This window comes from Azospirillum tabaci (assembly GCF_014596085.1).
Lineage (GTDB): Bacteria > Pseudomonadota > Alphaproteobacteria > Azospirillales > Azospirillaceae > Azospirillum > Azospirillum tabaci.
In genome coordinates this window covers 254,666-273,112 of record NZ_JACCJY010000004.1, presented here as the reverse complement: position 1 = coordinate 273,112, position 18,447 = coordinate 254,666, and the positions used below count along the sequence as shown (strand labels likewise).

The following is an 18,447-nucleotide window of genomic DNA, read 5'->3' as shown; positions in this document are numbered from 1 at the left end:
GACCAGCTACCGATCGTCGGCTTGGTGGGCCATTACCCCACCAACTACCTAATCGGACGCGGGCCCCTCTCTCGGCGTAAACTTTCTCCCGAAGGACGTATCCGGTGTTAGCGTCCGTTTCCAGACGTTATCCCGAACCGAAAGGCAGGTTCCCACGTGTTACTCACCCGTGCGCCACTAGGGCCGAAGCCCTCGTTCGACTTGCATGTGTTAGGCATGCCGCCAGCGTTCGTTCTGAGCCAGGATCAAACTCTCAGGTTCAAGCTGGACAGCGATCCGAAGACCGCATCCCCTTGACAGGGCCGCTCAACGCGACCTCACCCAAGCTTTCGAAACTGAAGTCTCTTACTGCTTGACCGAGATGCTCAAGCGACCCGCGATGCCAGTCCCATCCGGAACCGGTCCGCGGCCAACGGCCAAAACCGCCGCCTGCGCATCCCTTCTCACAACACGGTATCAACGATATCCAAGATCCCGCGATCCTCGTCGAGGACCGCCGCCCGCTCCGCGCTGCGTCACCGTGATCCGGTGCGGCGCGTCGGGGCGCTCTATCTAGAAGCTTCGACTTGGTCTGTCAAGCCTTTGTTTTCACGCCGGCTGAACTTTACTTCGTCTCGACTTCGGCATTTCTGCCTTTTCCCTTCCGCCGTCGCGCTTCTCAGCGGCCCCGGCGTCGTGGGAGCCGGGTTATAGGCGCCTCGGCCAAACCCGGCAAGAGCTTTTTTCACCCCAGCGCGTTTTTTCGCTGCACCGCGTCACGACCCCAGAAGGACGGTCATCGCCCCCTCGACCAGCCGCCGTGCGTTGGCGAACAGGGTCGCCATCTGAAGGGTCACCAGGAAGGCCAGCGCGTAGACGATCCCCGGCTGCGTCTCCTGCCAATGGAGGACGCGGCGGGTCAGCCGCTGCGGCACCGGAACGGCCAGCACGGCCGCCATGATGAGGACACCGGCCACCCCGCCCGCCAGGATGTCCGTCGGGAAGTGAAGCCCCAGATAGACGCGCGGCAAACAGATCACCACCAGCGTCCACAGGAAGGCGAAGGCCCCGACGAGCCGGTTCGACCACCACAGGGCCGTGGCCAGCGCGAAGAACAGCACGGCGTGATCGCTGGGAAAGGAACTCCAGCCGTCCACCGCCCAGGCGTTCACATCATAAGGAACGACGAAGCCCAGTTCCGGATCATGGACCGGGCGCAAACGCATCGGCAGGAAGTTCTGCATCCCGCGCCCGATGGCGATGGCCAGCAACGCCCCGAAGATGGTGCGCACGGCGTAGAGGTCCGGCCCGATCAGCCGCCCGCTGCGCCGGGTCCAGCACCACCACAGCAGCGCCATCAGCACGCCGCCCTTCAGCAGGTCGCTTTGGGCGATGACATAGATGGTCTTGTCCGCCGCCATGCTGGCACGGCTGTAGCCGTTCAGCCAGCCGATGATGACGAGATCGAATGCCGTGGTCACGCCGTTCCCTCCGTTCCGCCAAGCCGGTCGGCCTCGGGAAGGCCAGCCGCTGGAAGCAAGGAACGGAAGGGCAAGCCCCGAGGGCGCCGATTATCGGATTTATCCCGGAAGAGTCAGCGCCGCTCGTACACGCTGTCGCCGCCGGCCCCACCGAACAGAACGACGTCGTAGGGGTCCTTCACCCCGGTTTCCATGCCCGGCGAACCCTGCGGCATGCCGGGAACGGCGAGGCCGACCGCCGCCGGACGGTCACGCAGCAGCCGCTGCACGCTGTCGGCGGGCACATGGCCCTCCAAGGCGTAGCCGCCGACCAGGGCGGTGTGGCAGGACTGGAGCCGGGCGGGCACGCCGAGGCGCATCTTCACCGGCTCCACATCGTCGACCTCCTGCACGGTCACCGGGAAGCCGGCGGCCCGCATATGGTCCACCCAGCCGCCGCAGCAGCCGCAGCTCGGCGATTTCCACACCATCACCTCCGGCTTGGCGGCGGAGGAGGCCGCGGCGGGGGACGTTCCGGCCAAGCTGCGCACCGCGATGGCCAGGGCGCCCACCGTCAGGCTCGCCCCCATGGCCGTGAGAAACATCCGACGATCCAACATTCGCAATACCCGCTCCACAGACTTGCGGAAAGATGGCGTGCCGCCACCCCGTTTCAACGCAGTCTGCCGCCCGCCGCCGCCGCCCGCTTTGATCGTGGTCAAACGACGCATCGCGGACCGACGGTTGCGAAAGGATGAAATTCATTCCATAAGGACAACGAACCCGTTGCGCAGGTGAAGTTGCATCGGTTACGGCTGAATGGCAGCAATCCGCGTGGCAAACCCTGACCGGCACCGCCGGGGATCCGGTTGTTGGCCGGCAACAGGCCGAACGGACGGGCAGGCTGAACGGACGGGCAGGACGGGCGGAACGCACAGCATGGAAACCGACCTTCTGTTCGCAGACGACAACCTGCCGCCGCCGCCCGAGGACGAGGCGGAGCCGTGGATCGTGCTGATCGCCGACGACGACCCGGAGGTCCACGCGGTCACCCGGTTGGCGCTGGGGGGCCTGCGCTACAAGGGGCGGCGCCTGTCCCTCGTCAGCGCCCTGTCGGCGGGCGAGGCCGCGGCCATCCTGCGCCGCACCCCCGACGTCGCCATCATTCTGCTCGACGTGGTGATGGAGACGGACGACGCCGGGCTGCGGCTGGTCCGCACCATCCGCGAGGAGCTGAACAACCACGCCATCCGCATCATCCTGCGCACCGGCCAGCCGGGGCAAGCGCCGGAGGAGGACGTGGTCCTCGCCTACGACATCAATGATTACAAGTCCAAGGCGGAGCTGACGGCGAAGAAGCTGTTCACCTCCGTCGTCGCGGCCCTGCGCGCCTACGCCGACATCGTGGCGTTGGAGACCAACCGCCGCGGGCTTCAGCAGATCATCCAGTCCACCGACCGCCTGTTCGAACTGCGCTGCATGCAGCAGTTCGCGGCGGGGGTGCTGACCCAGCTGTCCGCCTTCCTGCGGGTGAAGCCCGATGCCATCCTGTGCGCCCAGCGCGGCGCCGCCGGGCGGCCGATGCCCGATGGTGCCTTTTACGTGCTGGCCGGGGCCGGCTGCTACGCCGAGGCGGCCGGACAGACGGCGTCGCCAACCGGAGCGGTGATTCCGCCGGCCCTCGCCGACCGCATCACCGACGCCTTCCGCAGCCGCCGGAGCCATTACGGTCCCAACGAGACCACCCTGTTCATCCGCGTGCCGGACGGGCACGAGGTGGCGGCCTGGATACACACCGACCGTCCGCTGGATGATGTGGACCGCGGGCTGGTCGAAGTGTTCGCTTCAAAGATCGCCATCAGCTTCGCCAATGTCAGCCTGTATGAGCGCCTGCGCGAGGCCAACGAGACGCTGGAGGCCCGCGTCGCCGAACGCACCCGCGCGCTGGAAGCGGCGAATGCCAAGCTGGAGCGGCTGGCCACCGTCGATCCGCTGACCGCCGTGTGGAACCGCCGGCATTTCCTGGACCTCGCCGCGGCGGAGTTGGGGCGGGCGCATCGGCACGGGCGGCGGCTGAGCGTCTTCCTGCTCGACCTCGACAATTTCAAGGCGGTCAACGATGGCCACGGCCACGCCGCCGGGGACGAGGCCTTGCGCACGGCGGTGGTCCGCGCCCGCGAGGCCCTGCGCACCTCCGACCAGATCGCCCGCTTCGGCGGGGAGGAATTCGTCGCCCTGCTGCCCGAGACCGACCTTGCCGGGGCGCGCATCGTGGCCGAGCGGGTGCGCGCCGCCATCGCCGGCAGCCCGGTGATGACCGACGGCTGGTCCATTCCCATCACCGCCAGCCTGGGCGTGGCCGAGTGGAGCGCGGCGGAACCCTCCATCGAGCTGACCCTGCGCCGCGCCGACGCCGCGCTCTACGAGGCCAAGCTGGCCGGGCGCAACCGCGTGTGCCTGGCGGACGAGCCGAAGGCGCCGGACGCTCCCTGATCCGCCACAGCCAACTTCATTCGCCCTGTACTTAGGCGTTGAAGCGAGCTGAGGGCCCCGTGGGTCATCCATTGATACCGTATCTCTTCTCCGCGCTGGATCAGGCGCGGGAGTTGCGCGCGTCACCGGCGGCCTGGAGAAGACGGCGCTGGAGCGCTGGAAAAGGGGCCGCCGCTTTCTGGTCCGGAGACTGGACGAGACGAAGGCGCGCGAGAAGACCAACGCCCGCTGTCCCGAGCACAAGGGCTTATCCATTCTTTCGGTGAACCACCACCTCGATTGAGGAACCGGACGGATAGGCTTCCCCGTTCGAGGGATCCCCGGTGGCGGTCATCTGCCGGACGGACGGTTGCTGTCACCTCTTTTCGCTACCATGTCCTTCACAGTTGCGTCATTCTGATCGGGTCAAGCGGAGGAGCCATGATGGATCTCGATCTGGTCGTGCTCGTTGGGGCGATGGCTGCGGCCCTCGCCGGTCTCGCTGCCGCCCGCCCGGCCATGAAGCCGGTGCGCGTGCGCAGCCGGAACCGCCGTCGGCGCTGACCCACCGGCGCCGCGACAGGCGGCGCTGCGGTCAGGCGGCGGCCTTGCCCCGGAGGCGCTCCGGGGCTGCCGTCAGCGGTCCAGGTTGCGGATCGCGCGGTTGAGTTCGTACTCTTTGGAAGCGACGTGCGCTTCCAGGTTTCCCACGCGCTTTTCGAAATCGCGGAAGCGTTGCGTCAAGCCGGCCAAGGTGCGGTCGGGCTTGATCGACACGCCGCGCCAGAAGGCTTCCTCGTCCGGATTGCGGTAGACCGCCGGTGGCTTGACCGGCAGGACCAGCACCGCGATCACGTAGGCGAGGATCACCGGCGGCATGAAGAAGAACAGGCCCAGCACCAGAGCCAGCCGCACCAGTCCGGGCCGAAACCCGAAATAATCGGCGATGCCGGCGCACACGCCCCCCACCACGCCACGCTGCGGATCGCGGTAGAGCCGGTGCGGGTTGGGCGAGTCGTAGGGCGAAGAACGGTCCATCGTCGGGCTCCCGTCAGGTCGGAATGATCGTGGAATGAGGCTGGCTCAGAGCTTGTCGCGCCAATTGGGCGACTCCGCGTCGAGCACCCGTTCCAGCGCGTGGATCCGGCCCTCCAGGCGGTTCGAGATGTCCCAAAGCTCGGCCAGAAGCCGCTCGTCCTGGGCCGACAGCCCGCGCTGCCCGCGCCATTTGGTGATGTAGTGGAAGATGATCCAAAGCGGTGCCACCACGGTCATGAAGAGCACCGCGAGGACGAAGCTGAAACCGCTCATCGGGGGACGGCCTTTCTTGTTGTTTGGGAAGCCCCTCCCCCGCGAACCGGCGGGAGAGGGGGCTCAACGCCAACCCCGGTGTCAGGGCCAGTGTTGACGCCGGTGTGGGATCAGCTTCCCCGGCGCGCGGCGACGCGGGCCTTCAGCGCGGCCAGCTCGTCCTGGACCTTCTTGTCGGCCTCCAGCTCCGCGATCTCCTCGGTCAGCGTCTTGGTGCGGCCCACGTCGTAAGCCTCCACGCGGCCTTCCAGCTCGTCGAGGTTGCGCTCCACCTGCTCGAAGCGGGAGAAGGCGTCGTTGATCCGCTCGTCATGCAGGGTGGAGCGGACGCGCACGCGGTTGGCCGCCGTCTTGGTGCGGGCGACCAGCGCCTTCTCGCGGTTCTTGGCGTCGGTCAGCTTGGCCTGAAGGCGGCCGATGTCCTCGTTGGACTTGGACAGGGCCTCCTCGACCTGGGCCAACTGGGCGGTCAGGACGTCGGCCTCCTCGGCGGCGCGCGACTTGGCCAGCAGCGCCTGCTTGGCGAGGTCCTCGCGGTCGTGGGTCAGGGCGGTCTCGGCCTTGCGGTCCCAGGAGTCGCGCTCGCGGTGCAGATCGGCGATGCGGCGCTCGATCTCCTTGCGCTCGGCGATGATCTTCACCGTGGAGGAGCGCACCTCGACCAGCGTGTCCTCCATCTCCTGGATGATCAACCGGATCAGCTTCTCCGGGTCCTCCGCGCGGTCGAGCAGCGCGTTGAGGTTGGACTGCACGATGTCGGTCAGGCGCGAAAAGATGCTCATGGGGATGTGTCCCTCGTTTGTCGCTTATGGTTGGGCGCTGATGGCGTCAGCCGAGGATCGTCGCGATCAGCAGGCCGGCGGCGAAGAACGCCCAGCTTTCGGTCGGGCGGGAAGTCAGGTAGGTCCGGATGCGCGCCGCCAACGGACGGGCCTCGCGGGTGTAGCGGCGGTGGTAGTCGCTGTAGTGGCTCATGCGGGTCTCCTTGTTTGGCCTCTTTCTTCGCAATGGCCGTGCCAAAGCCGGGAATTCCCGCGAAGCCTTGGGTTTCCTGGAACAGGCGGTCGGAGGCTGGAGTTGGAGAATCGCCTGTTTCGCGATAGAATGATGGAATTCGCCAACTCTTCGCCATTTTGACCATGCAACCCAGCCCACCCCCTCTGCTTGGGGAGTCCCCGGCCTTCCATGCGGTTCTCGCCCACGTCTCCCGCGTGGCGTCGCTGGAGCGCCCTCTGCTGGTCATCGGGGAGCGCGGGACCGGCAAGGAACTGGTGGCCGCCCGTCTGCACTATCTGTCCCGGCGCTGGGACCGCCCCTTCGTGAAGGTGAATTGCGCCGCACTGACCGAAAGCCTTCTCGATTCCGAACTGTTCGGGCACGAGGCCGGGGCGTTCACCGGGGCGATCCGGCGGCAGATCGGGCGGGTGGAGCAGGCCGACAGCGGCACGCTGTTCCTCGACGAGATCGCCACAGCCAGCCCCGCCGTTCAGGAAAAGCTGCTGCGCGCCGTGGAGTATGGCGAGATCGAGCGGGTCGGCGGGCGGACCCAGATCGTCGATGTGCGGGTCATCGGGGCGACCAACGCCGACCTGCCGGCGCTGGCCGAAACCGGGCAATTCCGCGCCGACCTGCTGGACCGGCTGGCCTTCGACGTGGTGACCCTGCCGCCGCTGCGCGCCCGGCGCGAGGACATCCCCGTGCTCGCCGAGCACTTCGCGCTGGGCATGGTGCGGGAGCTGGAACGGTCCCTGTTCCCCGGCTTCACCCCACGGGCGCTGGAACAGCTTCTGGACCATGGCTGGCCGGGCAACGTGCGCGAGCTGCGCAACGCGGTGGAACGCTCCGTCGCCGCGTCCGACCCGGACGGACCGGTGGAGGAGATCCTGCTCGACCCCTTCGCCTCCGCCTGGCGACCGATTGCGCCGGCGGTATCCGCCCCGTCACCGGCCGGGGAAGAGGAGCCGCCGCTTCCCACCGGAGACTTCCAGGAGCAGGTGCGGCGCTTCGAATCCGGGTTGCTGGAGACGGCGCTGGAGCGCAACCGCTTCAACCAGCGCCAGACCGCCCAGGCGCTGGGGCTCGGCTATCACCAGCTTCGCGGGCTTCTGAAGAAGCATGGGCTGATCGGCAAGCCGGAATAAGGACGGCTACTTCTTCTCCAGCAGCAGCGTGCCCTTGCTCTGAAGCCGGTCCTTCACCTTGTTGGCCAGCAGGCCGAGCGCCCAGGGAAGCTGCACCTCCACGGTGACGCTGTCGTCCTGCACGTCGATGAAACCGGTGACGGTCTGGGCCATCGCCACGACGCGGAAATCCACGCGATCGTCGGTCCAGTGGTCATCCATGCTGCTGGCGACCGCGGCGAGGTGGGAGCGGGCCTGCCCCACCCCCTCCGCCACGCGCCGCTTCGCCTCGTCCCGCCCGAGCTTGTGGGGAATGGAAACGGTCAGGGGCTTCGACATGAACAGGCTCTCCGCTGCGTCAACGCTTATTCATGGAAACAACAGTCCACAGCGGCTTTTCTTCCACCCCCGTCATCCATCTGCAACGGTGCTAAGACAAATCTTATCTCTTTCGAGGGCGCTCTTTCGTCGCAACGGGGCGGCGGCGTATAGCTTTCCATCACAGATTACATCGGGCATGGATTTCTTGGGGGCCGCGACCGCGCCGTGAGCAACGATCGACCGGGCGAACTCTTTGCGGGGCCGCGCCCCATCCAGACGCGGGGGGAGGAGCCGGCGCTGCGCCCCCGCCTGCCCAAACGCGCGCCCAAGCCGGAAAAACCCGCCAAACCCGAAAAGCCGAAACCGGACAATCCCAGGGCCGAGAAGCCGCGCAAGCCCGCCCCGCCGCCGCGGAAAGCCGCCCCGAAAACCGCCAGGGGCGGCGGACGGCGGACGGTCCTCGGCACGCTGGTCTATGCCGGAACGGTCGCGGGGGTGTGGTGCGGCATCGCGCTGGGCGCGGTGCTGGCCTGGTTCGCGCTGGACCTGCCGGACATCTCCAAGGTCGCGCAGTTCGAGCGGCGCGCCTCGGTCACCGTGCTGGCGGCGGACGGGTCGGAGTTCGCGCGCTTCGGCGACCTGCACGGCACGACGCTGGGTGTGCGCGACCTGCCGCCGCATCTGATCCATGCCGTGCTGGCCATCGAGGACCGGCGCTTCTACTCGCATTTCGGCGTCGACCCCATCGGTCTGGCCCGCGCGCTCTACGTCAACTGGCGGTCCGGGCGTTCGGCGCAGGGCGGCTCCACCATCACCCAGCAGCTCGCCAAGAACCTGTTCCTGACGCCCGAGAAGTCGCTGAAGCGCAAGATCCAGGAAGCCATGCTGGCGCTGTGGCTGGAGCACCGCTTCACCAAGGACCAGATCCTCACCGCCTATCTGAACCGCGTCTATCTGGGGGCGGGCACCTTCGGCGTGGACGCGGCGGCGCGCACCTACTTCGGCAAGCCGGCGACCCAGCTTGAGTTGCGGGAATCGGCGATCATCGCCGGTCTGTTGAAGGCGCCCTCGCGCTACGCCCCGACTTCCAACCCGGACGAGGCGGCGGAGCGGTCGCGCGTCGTGATGGGCGCCATGGTGGACGCCGGCTTCATCACCGCGCAGGAGCTGGAGGCGGCGCGCAACGCCCCGCCCTCCGCCAAGCGCAAGCCGGGCGGCGACGGGCGCTATTTCGCCGATTGGGTGACGGAGCTGGTCTCGGCCTTCGTGGGCTCCGGCCACGGCGACGTGGTGGTGCGCACGACGCTGGACCTCAAGCTGCAGCGCGCGGCGGAGCAGCGGCTGGAGGAGATCCTGGCCGGCCCCGGTGCGGCCGCCAACGCCCGCCAGGGCGCCCTGGTCGCCATGACCACCGACGGCGCGGTGCGCGCCCTGGTCGGCGGGCGGGACTACGACAACAGCGAGTTCAACCGCGCCACCCAGGCGATGCGCCAGCCCGGTTCGGCCTTCAAGCCCTTCGTCTATCTGGCAGCGCTGGAGGCCGGCTGGTCGCCCGACAGCCCGGTCGAGGATGCCCCGGTCCGCATCGGCGGCTGGAGCCCCGGCAACTACGACGGCAAGTTCCGCGGCACCGTCACCATGGCCAACGCGCTGGCCCATTCGTCCAACACCGCGACCGTGCGCATCATCGACCGCATCGGGGTGGAGCGGGTGCGCCGGGTGGCCGCGGGTCTGGGCATCAACTCGCCGCTGGGCAAGGACCTGTCGTTGGCGCTCGGCACCAGCGAGGTCAACCTGCTGGAGCTGACCCGCGGTTACGCCGGCATCGCCAACCGCGGCGCCCCGGTCTGGCCCTACGCCATCACCGAGATCCGCGACCGCGACGGCAACGTCCTGTACCGGCGGCAGGCCGGCGGCTCCGTCCCGGTGGTGGACCCGGCGCACGCGGTGCAGCTCACCCGCATGATGACCGGCGTCATCGAATACGGCACCGGCAAGTCGGCCAGGCTCGACCGCCCGGCGGCGGCCAAGTCCGGCACCACCCAGGATTACCGCGACGCCTGGTTCGTCGGCTTCACCGCCGACCTCGTGGCCGGGGTATGGCTGGGCAACGACAACAACGCCGAGATGAAGCGGGTCACCGGCGGCTCGCTGCCGGCCAAGCTGTGGCAGGGCTTCATGCTGGACGCCCACGCCGGACGCCCGCCCCGCCCCCTGCCGGGGATCGAGGGCGCCCCCGCCTATGTCGCGTCCGGCATCGCGGAGCCCGCCCGCGCCACCCCGGCGGCGGCCCCGGCGCCCACGCGCGGTTCGTCGGGTGGCGGCGTGGCCTCCGGCATCGGTTCGCTGATCGAAAGCCTGACCGGCAAGGGCAGCGCGCCCCAGGTGCAGTACGACTACGGCAATCCGGTGCGGTGAAAAAGCCCTCGCCCCCCTGGGGAGAGGGTTGGGTGAGGGGGATTTACGCCCGGCAGGGCGGAGAAGAAGTCCTTTGTTTGACAAAGTGGGTCGCCTTCGGCGCCCCCTCATCCTGACCTTCTCCCCAGGGGGGAGAAGGAAAAGAGGGTCCATCAGCCCCCCAGATACCCCAGCACGCCCTTCCCCACCCGCGCGCCCATGGCAAAGCAGCCCTGGAGGAGGTAGCCGCCGGTCGGCGCCTCCCAATCCAGCATTTCCCCGGCGACGAAGGTCCCCGGCAGGCGGGTCAGCATCAGCGAAGCGTCCAGCTCCCCCAGCCGGACGCCGCCGGCGGTGGAAATGGCGCGCTCGATGGGCCGCACCCCGGTCAGCACCATCGACAGGCCCTTGATCTGGCGGGCCAGCGCCGCCGGGTCGGACAGCTCGGAGGCCGGCGTGAACTCGCGCAGCAGGGCGGCGCGCGGACCGGTCAGCGACAGCGACTTCTTCAGGAAGGTGGACAGCGACTCCGCGCCGCGGCGGCGCAGCCGTTTGGCGATCGCCGACTCCGGCGTGTCCGGCATCAGGTCGATGGTCAGGGCGGCCCAGCCCTCGCGCTCGATGGCGTCGCGCAACGGGGCGCTCAGCGCGTAGACGGCGCCGCCCTCGAGGCCGGTTTCGGTGATGACGAACTCGCCCTTCAGCCGCCGGTCGCCGAAGGCGAGGCCGACGCTCTTGACCGGCTGGCCGGCGAAGCGCTCGCGCAGGTGATCCGACCAGGGCACCTCGAAGCCCATGTTGGACGGGCGCAGCGGCGCGATGTCCACCCCGCGCGTCGCCAGCAGCTCGGTCCAGGCCCCGTCGGAGCCGGTGCGCGGCCAACTCGCCCCGCCCAGCGCCAGCAGCGTGGCGCGCGGGGCGACGGTGGTTTCGGTGCCGTCGCCCCGCTGGAAGCGCAGCGCGCCCTGCTCATCCCAGCCCAGCCAGCGGTGGCGGGTGTGCAGGGTGACGCCCAGCCCCTCCAGCCGGCGCAGCCACGCCCGCACCAGGGTGGAGGCCTTCATCTGCACCGGGAAGACGCGCCCGCTGGAGCCGACGAAGGTCTCGATCCCGAGACCCGCCGCCCAATCGCGCAGGTCGGCCGGGGAGAAGCCGGCCAACAGATCGGCGAACAGCGGGGCCTGCGCGCCGTAGCGGGCGGTGAAGGCGTCCAGCGGTTCGGAGTGGGTCAGGTTCAGCCCGCCGCGCCCGGCCAGCAGCAGCTTGCGCGCCGGGGTGGGCATCCGTTCATAGACGGCGACCGAGCGGCCCGCGGCGGCGATGACCTCCGCCGCCATCAGCCCGGCCGGGCCGGCGCCGACGATCGCGACATCGGGAGAAGAAACAGTGTCAGGGGCGTCGGTCATCGGGTCCCCCGAGGGGTGAAGGATGTCGACCGGTCCCGTCCGCACCGCCTTCGCCGAAGGAAAAAGCAGGGTCGGACGGGACCGGGGCACTCAAGAAGCGGGAATCGGCGGCGCGGGACCGGATCAGTCCGCGTCGTCCTCCTGGGCCACCTCGTCGGCAAGGTCGTTGGCCATGTCGGCGAAATAGCCCGCGTCCACCTCCAGCCCGTTCTCCTCGCAGATCCGCATGAAGATGCGGTAGGCGTGCAGGATCGCGACGTCGAGAACGGCGAGGTCGCCCTCCTCGCTGTGCTTGTCGGTGACGCCACGCTCCTGGAGCGTGCCGACGATGTCGTGAGAGGCGGCCTGAAGCACCGCTTCCATGGCTTGTTTGTGCAGGGTCGACATCGCGGGGGTCCTCTTTCTCAAGTGGTCGTCTGCCGGCGGGCGCGGCACGGTCAGCACCGGCCCGTGGTAGAAAACCCCTCTTAGCAGCTTCGGGTTCTCGCCGCAGCGATCATCGCGCGCCGTCTTTCGCATGGCTCTGCAGATAGGTCAGCAGCAGGCGGCCCTCCTCCTCGTCCAGCCGGGTCAGCCGCTTCATGGCGTTCATCTTGCCGATCCAGGCGTTCGCGTCGAAGGCCCCCGGCGGGTGAAGCGTGTGGCAGAGCGAGCAGTTGGCGTCATAGACCCGCGCGCCGTAATCCCACAGCGCGCCGAGCGTGCCCACATAGCCGCCCGCCCCGGTCCAGGCGGTCAGGCGAACCTCCGTCCACTCCTGTCCGGTCTCGGGATCGGTGACGGTGCGCAGCGCCGCTGCGTGCTCCACGGCCGCGGCGTTCAGCTTGACCGTGGTGATGCGCTTGCCCGGCTGGGCATAGAGGGTCTGGGCGGAGCTTCCGCGCTGCCAGCCGGTGATCTCCACCCGCAGGGCGCCGCTCTCCGCCGCCAGGACCTTCACCGGCGTTGCCGCGGCGATCTCGCCGTCCCCGGCGCTCCCAGGAGTCGGCAGCGCGCTGTACAGGGCGAGGCTGGTCAGAGCGTAGGCGATGTCGCCGGGCTTGAGGGCCAAAGCCTTCGCCTGGTCCGACAGGCCGGCGAAGAGTTGGCGATGGCCGGCGGTGACGTCGGGGAAGCTGTGGGCGATGCCCTTGTGGCAGTCGATGCAGGTCTTTCCGGCCTTCTCCGCCCCTTCCATGGCGCTGGCCGCCTTCGGCGTCTGCTTGTGGAAGTCCATGGCGCCGAAGGAATGGCAGTTGCGGCATTCCTGGCTGTCGGTGGCCCGCATGCGGTCCCATTCGCGGCGCGCCAGCGTGTGGCGCTTGGCCTCGAACTTCTCCTTGCTGTCGATCGAACCGATGAGCCAGTGGTACAACTCGCCGGACGCCTGCACCTTGCGGATCACCTTGTGCGTCCAGTCGCGCGGAACATGGCAGTCGGCGCAGCTGGCCCGCACGCCGGAGGCGTTCCGGTAGTGCGGGGAGGTCTTGTACTCGGCGTACACGTTGTCGCGCATCTCGTGGCAGGAGATGCAGAATTCCATGCTGTTGGTGGCCTCCATGGCGGTGTTGAAACCGCCCCAGCCGACCACCCCCACGACGACGCCCACCAGACCGGCCAGCGCGAGCGCCCCGAAGCCGCCCGCCGTCTTCCATCCCCACCGCATGTCGATACCCTGATAACCATCCTCTAAAAGGAATGGGGCCGGGCCGCCCCAACGACGCCCGGCCCCACCCGCCCCCAACCCCGTCAGTCGAAGGGATGCGGCTTCGGCGTCTTGTCCGTGGACGGCGGCAGGATCGGCAGAGCGAAGCTCGGCTGGTCACCGGTCAGCGTCTTCAGGAAGGCGACGATCTTGGCGTTCTCGTCGGTTGAGAACTTCTTGCCCAACTGGATGCGGCCCATGACGTCCACGGCGTCGGACAGGGTCGCGGCCTCGCCGTCGTGGAAGTAGGGGTAGGTCAGCGCGACGTTGCGCAGCGTCGGAACCTTGAAGTTGAAGCGGTCGGCCTCCTCCTTGGTCACCGCGATGCGGCCCTCGGCGGGGTTGTTGGTCTTGTAGGGCTCGACGACGCCCATCTTCTGGAAGGTGTTGCCGCCGACGGCCGAGCCGTTGTGGCAGGCGGTGCAGCCTGAATCCTTGAACAGCTCGTAGCCTTCCAGCTCGACGGTGGTCAGGGCCTTCTTGTCGCCCTTCAGCCACTGGTCGAAGCGGGAGTTCGGCGTGACCAGCGTCTCCTCGAAGGCGGCGATGGCCTTGGTCACCTCCTCGATGGTGATCTTGGTCTCGCCGAAGACCTCGCCGAATTCCTTCTGGTATTCGGGGATGGAGCGCAGCACCTCGACCGCCAGGGCGTGGGTGGAGCCCATCTCGCCGGGGTTGGCGATCGGACCGCCGGCCTGCTCCTGCAACGTCAGCGCACGGCCGTCCCAGAACTGCGCCACGTTCAGGCTGGAGTTCAGCACGGTCGGCGAGTTGATCGGACCCTGCTGCCAGTTGTGGCCGATGGAGGTCTTCAGGTTGTCGGTGCCGCCCATGGACAGGTTGTGGCACGAGTTGCAGGAGATGAAGCCGGACTTGGACAGCCGGGGATCGAAGTACAGCTTCTTGCCGAGTTCAACCAATCCGGGATTGGTGACCTTCGCCGGCTCGATCGGCGAAATCGGTTCGTCGGCGGCGAACGCGGGCACGCCGAAGGTGGCGACGGAGGCCGCCAGCATGGCCGCGAACGACACGGCAGCACGCATGGACATCGCACTTCTCCCTTATCGAAGTTCTAATATTTTGGCTAATGCCTTGATGCAAAATGACAGTGGCATGCCCCACTGTGGTGATACCAGTGACAGGCGTGTCGCGCGGCAACGTGCCGCATGTCCGTACACGAACTGTGGCCAATCAAAACAGTCATCGCCGCGGGCATGAAAAAGGGGCGGCGGGACAACCCGCCGCCCCCATCGGGACGCCAACCGATTGATAATCTTAGGTTGTGTTTAGTCGGCAGCCTGACTGGTCATGCCGCCTTGCACGCCGGACGGCATGCCCTTCACCACCTCGTCCGCCGTGGCGCGGTGGACCTTCACGGAACCGGTCCACTGGCCCCACGCCTTCGGGTCGATCGTGTCGCCGTTCTTGCCCAGCGACTTCAGCCGCTTCTGGTCCTCGTCGGTCAGCACCTGCTTGGGCAGGGGGGCCAAGCCGGCGACGTCGGCGGCGGTCATGCCCAGCATGCCGGCGACCCGGCTGCCGTAGTCGTCATGGATCAGGAAGAAGTGCCAGAGCATGCGCTCCTGGACGTCGCGTTCGCACTGGCCGAGCAAGGTGCCCATGTTCAGGACGAGATCGTCGCGCTCCCAGTCCATCATGGTGCAGTAGCGGCCCCGCGCCTGGACATAGTCGTTGCGGCGCTCGATCACGCTGCGGGTCAGGCGGCCATGGATTTCCGGCGGGTTGTTCGGTTCCTCCCGCTGGGCTTCGCTCAGGCCGTTGTGGATGGACGGCTCGAAATTGACGTGCGGGTTCTGCCCCGGCGCCAAGTCGCGCCGGTAGGACATGGTGCCGCCCGACAGGTTGGTGGCGACCGCGGCGTTCTTGGCCTGGTTGATCGGCAGTTGCAGGTAGTTGGTGCCGACCCGGTAGCGTTGCGTGTCGGAGTAGGAGAAGGTCCGTCCGACCAGCATCTTGTCGTCGGAGAAGTCCAGCCCGTCCACCAGCACGCCGGTGCCCATAGCGATCTGTTCGTTCTCGTTGAAGAAGTCCTCGACGTTGCGGTTCAGCGTCATGACGCCGACGTGGCGCAGCGGGAAGTCCGACTCCGGCCAGATCTTGGTGTCGTCCAGCGGGTCCCAATCCAGTTCGGGATGGTCGTGGTCCTCCATGATCTGGACGTACATGTCCCATTGCGGGTGATCGCCGCGCTCGATGGCCTGATAGAGGTCCTTGGAGGCGGAGCCGAGATCCTGCCCCTGCACCTTCGCCGCCTCCTCCGCCGTCAGGCAGGCGACGCCGCAGCGCGGGTGGAAGTGGTACTTGACCAGCACCGTGTCGCCGTTGGCGTTCACCATCTTGTAGGTGTTCACGCCGAAGCCTTCCATGTGCCGGTAGTTGGCCGGAATCCCGCGCGGGCTGAACAGATGCGTCAGCATGTGCATGGACTCGGGGGTCTGGCTCATGAAGTCGAAGATGCGGTTCGGTTCCTGCCGGAAGGTCACCGGATCGGGCTTCAGCGAGTGGATGACGTCCGGGAATTTGATGGCGTCGCGGATGAAGAAGACGGCGAGGTTGTTGCCGACCAGATCCCAGTTCCCGTCCTCGGTGTAGAACTTCACCGCGAAGCCGCGCGGGTCGCGCGCCACCTCCGACGAATCGCGCCCGCCGATGACGGTGGAGAAGCGGATGGCCAGCGGGGTCTTCTTGCCGGCTTGGCCGAACAGCTTGGCGCGGGTGTATTTGGACGCCGGTTCGTCGCCGATCTTGCCGGTGGCCTCGAACTCGCCGTAGCAGACGAAGCCGCGGGCGTGGACCACGCGCTCCGGAATGCGCTCGCGGTCGAAGTGGGTGATCTTTTCCAGGAACTGGTAGTTCTCCAGCGTCGCCGGACCGCGGGCACCCACGGTGCGCTGGGATTGGTTGTTGGTGATCGGGTGGCCCTGACGGTTGGTCAGAGTCTTCGATTGGTCAGCCATCGCTTTCTCCCTGAACAGCAAGCCGTGCCGGCGCACCCCCGGGGCGTCCGGTTGGCAGGTCAACGGCCTCAGTTTGGAAGCGTTCCAATCTAAAGCGCCGGCCGGAGGCACCCTGTCCGTCAGGGAGATGCCCAAATGGAAAAGGGCGGCCCCGAAGGACCGCCCTTTCCGCAAACGTCGTGGATGACGTGAGCTTTTCGACGTGAGCTATTAGAAGCCCATGCCGCCCATGTCGTCCATGCCACCCGGCATGCCGGCCGGAGCAGCCTTCTTCTCCGGCTTCTCGGCGATCATCGCCTCGGTGGTGATCAGCAGGCCGGCGATCGAGGCCGCGTCCTGCAGGGCGGTGCGGACCACCTTCACCGGATCGATGATGCCGGCGGCGACCAGGTTGGTGAACTCACCCTTCTGAGCGTCGTAGCCGAAGTTCGGGTCGTTCTGGTCCAGCAGCTTGCCGACCACGATCGAACCGTCGGTGCCCGCGTTGTAGGCGATCTGACGGACCGGGGCCTGCAGGGCGCGGCGGATGATCTCGATGCCGACGCGCTGCTCGTCGTTGATCGGCTTCAGGGATTCCAGGGCCTTCGTGGCGTACAGCAGGGCGGTGCCGCCGCCGGCGACGATGCCCTCTTCCACCGCGGCGCGGGTGGCGTGCATGGCGTCGTCAACGCGGTCCTTGCGCTCCTTCACCTCGACCTCGGTGGCGCCGCCGACGCGGATGACGGCAACGCCGCCAGCCAGCTTCGCCAGACGCTCCTGCAGCTTCTCGCGGTCGTAGTCCGAGGTGGTCTCCTCGATCTGCGCCTTGATCTGGCCGATGCGGGCCTGGATGTCCTCGGCCGAGCCGGCGCCGTCGACGATCGTGGTGTTCTCCTTGGAGATCACGACCTTCTTGGCGGTGCCCAGCATGTCGATGGTGACGTTCTCGAGCTTGATGCCGAGATCCTCGGAGATGACCTGGCCGCCGGTCAGGATGGCCATGTCCTCCAGCATCGCCTTGCGGCGGTCACCGAAGCCCGGGGCCTTGACGGCGGCGACCTTCAGGCCGCCACGCAGCTTGTTCACGACCAGGGTCGCCAGGGCCTCGCCCTCGACGTCCTCGGCGATGATCAGCAGCGGACGCGAGGACTGCACGACGGCCTCGAGGACCGGCAGCAGGGCCTGCAGACCCGACAGCTTCTTCTCGTGGAGCAGGATGAACGGGCTCTCGAGGTCCGCGATCATCTTGTCGGCGTTGGTGATGAAGTACGGCGACAGGTAGCCGCGGTCGAACTGCATGCCCTCGACGACGTCCAGCTCGGTCTCGAGGCTCTTGGCCTCTTCCACCGTGATGACGCCCTCGTTGCCGACCTTCTCCATGGCCTGGGCGATCATCTTGCCGATCTCGGCTTCGCCGTTGGCGGAGATGGTGCCGACCTGGGCGATCTCGTCGTTGGTCGTGACCTTCTTGGCACGGCCGCGGATGTCGGCCACGACGGTCTCGACGGCGAGGTCGATGCCGCGCTTCAGATCCATCGGGTTCATGCCGGCGGCCACCGACTTCACGCCCTCGCGGACGATGGCCTGGGCCAGAACGGTCGCCGTGGTGGTGCCGTCGCCGGCCAGGTCGTTCGTCTTCGACGCGACCTCACGCACCATCTGGGCGCCCATGTTCTCGAACTTGTCCGACAGCTCGATTTCCTTGGCGACCGAGACGCCGTCCTTGGTGATGCGCGGAGCGCCGAAGGACTTCTCGATCACAACGTTGCGGCCCTTCGGGCCCAGCGTCACCTTCACGGCGTCGGCGAGGATGTCCACACCGCGCAGCATCTTCTCGCGCGCGGAGGCGGAGAACTTAACTTCCTTGGCAGCCATTGCTCACTTCCTTGAAATTCGGGGGGTTGGATCGCTCAGCGCGGGCGGAGGCTCAGGCCTCGACGACGCCCATGATGTCGGATTCCTTCATGATCAGGAAATCCTCGCCCTCGATCTTCACCTCGGTGCCCGACCACTTGCCGAACAGGATGCGGTCGCCGGCCTTCACGTCGAGCGCAACGACCTTGCCGCTCTCGTCACGGGCGCCCGGACCCACCGCGACCACCTGGCCCTCCTGGGGCTTTTCCTTCGCGGTGTCGGGAATGATGATCCCGCCCTTGGTCTTGGTGTCGGACTCCAGACGCTTGACGACGACGCGGTCGTGCAGCGGACGGAACTTCATGGGGATGCCTCCAGGATCAAGGCTTATTGATGAAAGGATTGGCGCCGGGCTCGGGGCTGTTAGCACTCTCCCCCGGCGAGTGCCAGACAGCTAATCGAGCTGCGGTTTCGATTCAAGAGGGT

18 protein-coding genes and 1 rRNA gene are annotated in these 18,447 nt (G+C 67.6%); 4 read left to right on the top strand and 15 right to left on the bottom strand.

What is annotated here, in order from left to right:
• The 3 genes from H0B54_RS08080 to H0B54_RS08070 all read right to left on the bottom strand — a co-directional run.
• Window positions 1–261: ribosomal RNA gene (locus H0B54_RS08080) — 16S ribosomal RNA — on the bottom strand; the annotation flags it as partial.
• Window positions 262–755: 494 nt separating this feature from the next.
• Complete coding sequence (locus H0B54_RS08075; RefSeq protein ID WP_188259906.1) at window positions 756–1,460, bottom strand: phosphatase PAP2 family protein; 705 nt, start codon at window positions 1,458–1,460, stop codon at window positions 756–758.
• 113 nt (window positions 1,461–1,573) lie between these two features.
• Window positions 1,574–2,044 carry a DUF411 domain-containing protein gene (locus H0B54_RS08070; RefSeq protein WP_188259905.1) on the bottom strand — a complete coding sequence of 157 codons (471 nt, stop codon included), beginning with the start codon at window positions 2,042–2,044 and terminating at the stop codon, window positions 1,574–1,576.
• A gap of 334 nt (window positions 2,045–2,378) precedes the next feature.
• On the opposite strand from H0B54_RS08070, the gene H0B54_RS08065 reads away from it, so the two are divergent.
• Window positions 2,379–3,932 (top strand): diguanylate cyclase, encoded by a 1,554-nt coding sequence (locus H0B54_RS08065; protein ID WP_188259904.1) that lies wholly within the window; start codon window positions 2,379–2,381, stop codon window positions 3,930–3,932.
• A 420-nt stretch (window positions 3,933–4,352) separates the two neighbouring features.
• Entirely contained in the window at window positions 4,353–4,475 is a 123-nt protein-coding gene (locus tag H0B54_RS30185; RefSeq protein ID WP_014239103.1) for a hypothetical protein, read from the top strand.
• A gap of 72 nt (window positions 4,476–4,547) precedes the next feature.
• On the opposite strand, the gene pspC is transcribed toward H0B54_RS30185, so the two are convergent.
• The 4 genes from pspC to H0B54_RS08045 all read right to left on the bottom strand — a co-directional run bounded on the left by pspC (window position 4,548) and on the right by H0B54_RS08045 (window position 6,197).
• On the bottom strand, window positions 4,548–4,949 hold the full coding sequence (pspC, locus tag H0B54_RS08060) for an envelope stress response membrane protein PspC (protein ID WP_094307182.1): 402 nt from the start codon (window positions 4,947–4,949) through the stop codon (window positions 4,548–4,550).
• Between the two features lie 45 nt (window positions 4,950–4,994).
• The gene (gene pspB, locus H0B54_RS08055) at window positions 4,995–5,222 is read right to left on the bottom strand and encodes an envelope stress response membrane protein PspB (RefSeq protein ID WP_094307183.1); all 228 of its coding nucleotides are present in this window, start codon (window positions 5,220–5,222) and stop codon (window positions 4,995–4,997) included.
• A 110-nt stretch (window positions 5,223–5,332) separates the two neighbouring features.
• Window positions 5,333–6,004, bottom strand: coding sequence for a phage shock protein PspA (gene pspA, locus H0B54_RS08050; protein ID WP_094307184.1), 672 nt, complete (start codon window positions 6,002–6,004; stop codon window positions 5,333–5,335).
• Between the two features lie 46 nt (window positions 6,005–6,050).
• Window positions 6,051–6,197 carry a hypothetical protein gene (locus H0B54_RS08045; RefSeq protein ID WP_014239099.1) on the bottom strand — a complete coding sequence of 49 codons (147 nt, stop codon included), beginning with the start codon at window positions 6,195–6,197 and terminating at the stop codon, window positions 6,051–6,053.
• A 164-nt stretch (window positions 6,198–6,361) separates the two neighbouring features.
• Here H0B54_RS08045 and pspF point away from each other — a divergent pair, with 164 nt between their 5' ends.
• Window positions 6,362–7,363, top strand: coding sequence for a phage shock protein operon transcriptional activator (pspF, locus tag H0B54_RS08040; protein ID WP_188259903.1), 1,002 nt, complete (start codon window positions 6,362–6,364; stop codon window positions 7,361–7,363).
• Between the two features lie 6 nt (window positions 7,364–7,369).
• On the opposite strand, the gene H0B54_RS08035 is transcribed toward pspF, so the two are convergent.
• Window positions 7,370–7,681: a polyhydroxyalkanoic acid system family protein gene (locus H0B54_RS08035; RefSeq protein WP_014239097.1), complete on the bottom strand. Its 312-nt coding sequence runs from the start codon at window positions 7,679–7,681 to the stop codon at window positions 7,370–7,372.
• Window positions 7,682–7,888: 207 nt separating this feature from the next.
• Between H0B54_RS08035 and H0B54_RS08030 the strand changes: the two genes are divergently transcribed.
• Entirely contained in the window at window positions 7,889–10,081 is a 2,193-nt protein-coding gene (locus tag H0B54_RS08030; RefSeq protein ID WP_188259902.1) for a PBP1A family penicillin-binding protein, read from the top strand.
• 152 nt (window positions 10,082–10,233) lie between these two features.
• Here H0B54_RS08030 and H0B54_RS08025 read toward each other — a convergent pair whose 3' ends face one another.
• From H0B54_RS08025 to groES, 7 genes are all read right to left on the bottom strand, one after another.
• On the bottom strand, window positions 10,234–11,466 hold the full coding sequence (locus tag H0B54_RS08025; protein WP_188259901.1) for a BaiN/RdsA family NAD(P)/FAD-dependent oxidoreductase: 1,233 nt from the start codon (window positions 11,464–11,466) through the stop codon (window positions 10,234–10,236).
• Between the two features lie 123 nt (window positions 11,467–11,589).
• A complete protein-coding gene (locus H0B54_RS08020; protein WP_035670820.1) occupies window positions 11,590–11,853 on the bottom strand; it encodes a hypothetical protein in 264 nt (87 codons plus the stop codon).
• A 109-nt stretch (window positions 11,854–11,962) separates the two neighbouring features.
• On the bottom strand, window positions 11,963–13,111 hold the full coding sequence (locus H0B54_RS08015; protein ID WP_188259900.1) for a NapC/NirT family cytochrome c: 1,149 nt from the start codon (window positions 13,109–13,111) through the stop codon (window positions 11,963–11,965).
• An 83-nt stretch (window positions 13,112–13,194) separates the two neighbouring features.
• Entirely contained in the window at window positions 13,195–14,199 is a 1,005-nt protein-coding gene (locus H0B54_RS08010) for a cytochrome-c peroxidase (RefSeq protein ID WP_281389996.1), read from the bottom strand.
• A 237-nt stretch (window positions 14,200–14,436) separates the two neighbouring features.
• Window positions 14,437–16,128, bottom strand: coding sequence for a catalase (locus H0B54_RS08005; RefSeq protein ID WP_188259899.1), 1,692 nt, complete (start codon window positions 16,126–16,128; stop codon window positions 14,437–14,439).
• Between the two features lie 210 nt (window positions 16,129–16,338).
• The gene (gene groL, locus H0B54_RS08000) at window positions 16,339–17,982 is read right to left on the bottom strand and encodes a chaperonin GroEL (RefSeq protein WP_094307190.1); all 1,644 of its coding nucleotides are present in this window, start codon (window positions 17,980–17,982) and stop codon (window positions 16,339–16,341) included.
• A 52-nt stretch (window positions 17,983–18,034) separates the two neighbouring features.
• Window positions 18,035–18,325 carry a co-chaperone GroES gene (gene groES / locus H0B54_RS07995; RefSeq protein ID WP_014239088.1) on the bottom strand — a complete coding sequence of 97 codons (291 nt, stop codon included), beginning with the start codon at window positions 18,323–18,325 and terminating at the stop codon, window positions 18,035–18,037.
• Window positions 18,326–18,447: the final 122 nt, after the last annotated feature.

What these genes read in the sequence shown, in the direction of transcription:
- H0B54_RS08005 (WP_188259899.1), bottom strand. Translation starts at nt 16,128, where the DNA reads ATGGCTGACCAATCGAAGACTCTGACCAACCGTCAGGGCCACCCGATC.
- H0B54_RS08070 (WP_188259905.1), bottom strand. Translation starts at nt 2,044, where the DNA reads ATGTTTCTCACGGCCATGGGGGCGAGCCTGACGGTGGGCGCCCTGGCC.
- H0B54_RS08025 (WP_188259901.1), bottom strand. Translation starts at nt 11,466, where the DNA reads ATGACCGACGCCCCTGACACTGTTTCTTCTCCCGATGTCGCGATCGTC.
- H0B54_RS08045 (WP_014239099.1), bottom strand. Translation starts at nt 6,197, where the DNA reads ATGAGCCACTACAGCGACTACCACCGCCGCTACACCCGCGAGGCCCGT.
- H0B54_RS08035 (WP_014239097.1), bottom strand. Translation starts at nt 7,681, where the DNA reads ATGTCGAAGCCCCTGACCGTTTCCATTCCCCACAAGCTCGGGCGGGAC.
- H0B54_RS08010 (WP_281389996.1), bottom strand. Translation starts at nt 14,199, where the DNA reads ATGTCCATGCGTGCTGCCGTGTCGTTCGCGGCCATGCTGGCGGCCTCC.
- pspC (WP_094307182.1), bottom strand. Translation starts at nt 4,949, where the DNA reads ATGGACCGTTCTTCGCCCTACGACTCGCCCAACCCGCACCGGCTCTAC.
- pspB (WP_094307183.1), bottom strand. Translation starts at nt 5,222, where the DNA reads ATGAGCGGTTTCAGCTTCGTCCTCGCGGTGCTCTTCATGACCGTGGTG.
- groES (WP_014239088.1), bottom strand. Translation starts at nt 18,325, where the DNA reads ATGAAGTTCCGTCCGCTGCACGACCGCGTCGTCGTCAAGCGTCTGGAG.
- H0B54_RS08015 (WP_188259900.1), bottom strand. Translation starts at nt 13,111, where the DNA reads ATGCGGTGGGGATGGAAGACGGCGGGCGGCTTCGGGGCGCTCGCGCTG.
- pspA (WP_094307184.1), bottom strand. Translation starts at nt 6,004, where the DNA reads ATGAGCATCTTTTCGCGCCTGACCGACATCGTGCAGTCCAACCTCAAC.
- pspF (WP_188259903.1), top strand. Translation starts at nt 6,362, where the DNA reads ATGCAACCCAGCCCACCCCCTCTGCTTGGGGAGTCCCCGGCCTTCCAT.
- H0B54_RS30185 (WP_014239103.1), top strand. Translation starts at nt 4,353, where the DNA reads ATGATGGATCTCGATCTGGTCGTGCTCGTTGGGGCGATGGCTGCGGCC.
- groL (WP_094307190.1), bottom strand. Translation starts at nt 17,982, where the DNA reads ATGGCTGCCAAGGAAGTTAAGTTCTCCGCCTCCGCGCGCGAGAAGATG.
- H0B54_RS08020 (WP_035670820.1), bottom strand. Translation starts at nt 11,853, where the DNA reads ATGTCGACCCTGCACAAACAAGCCATGGAAGCGGTGCTTCAGGCCGCC.
- H0B54_RS08065 (WP_188259904.1), top strand. Translation starts at nt 2,379, where the DNA reads ATGGAAACCGACCTTCTGTTCGCAGACGACAACCTGCCGCCGCCGCCC.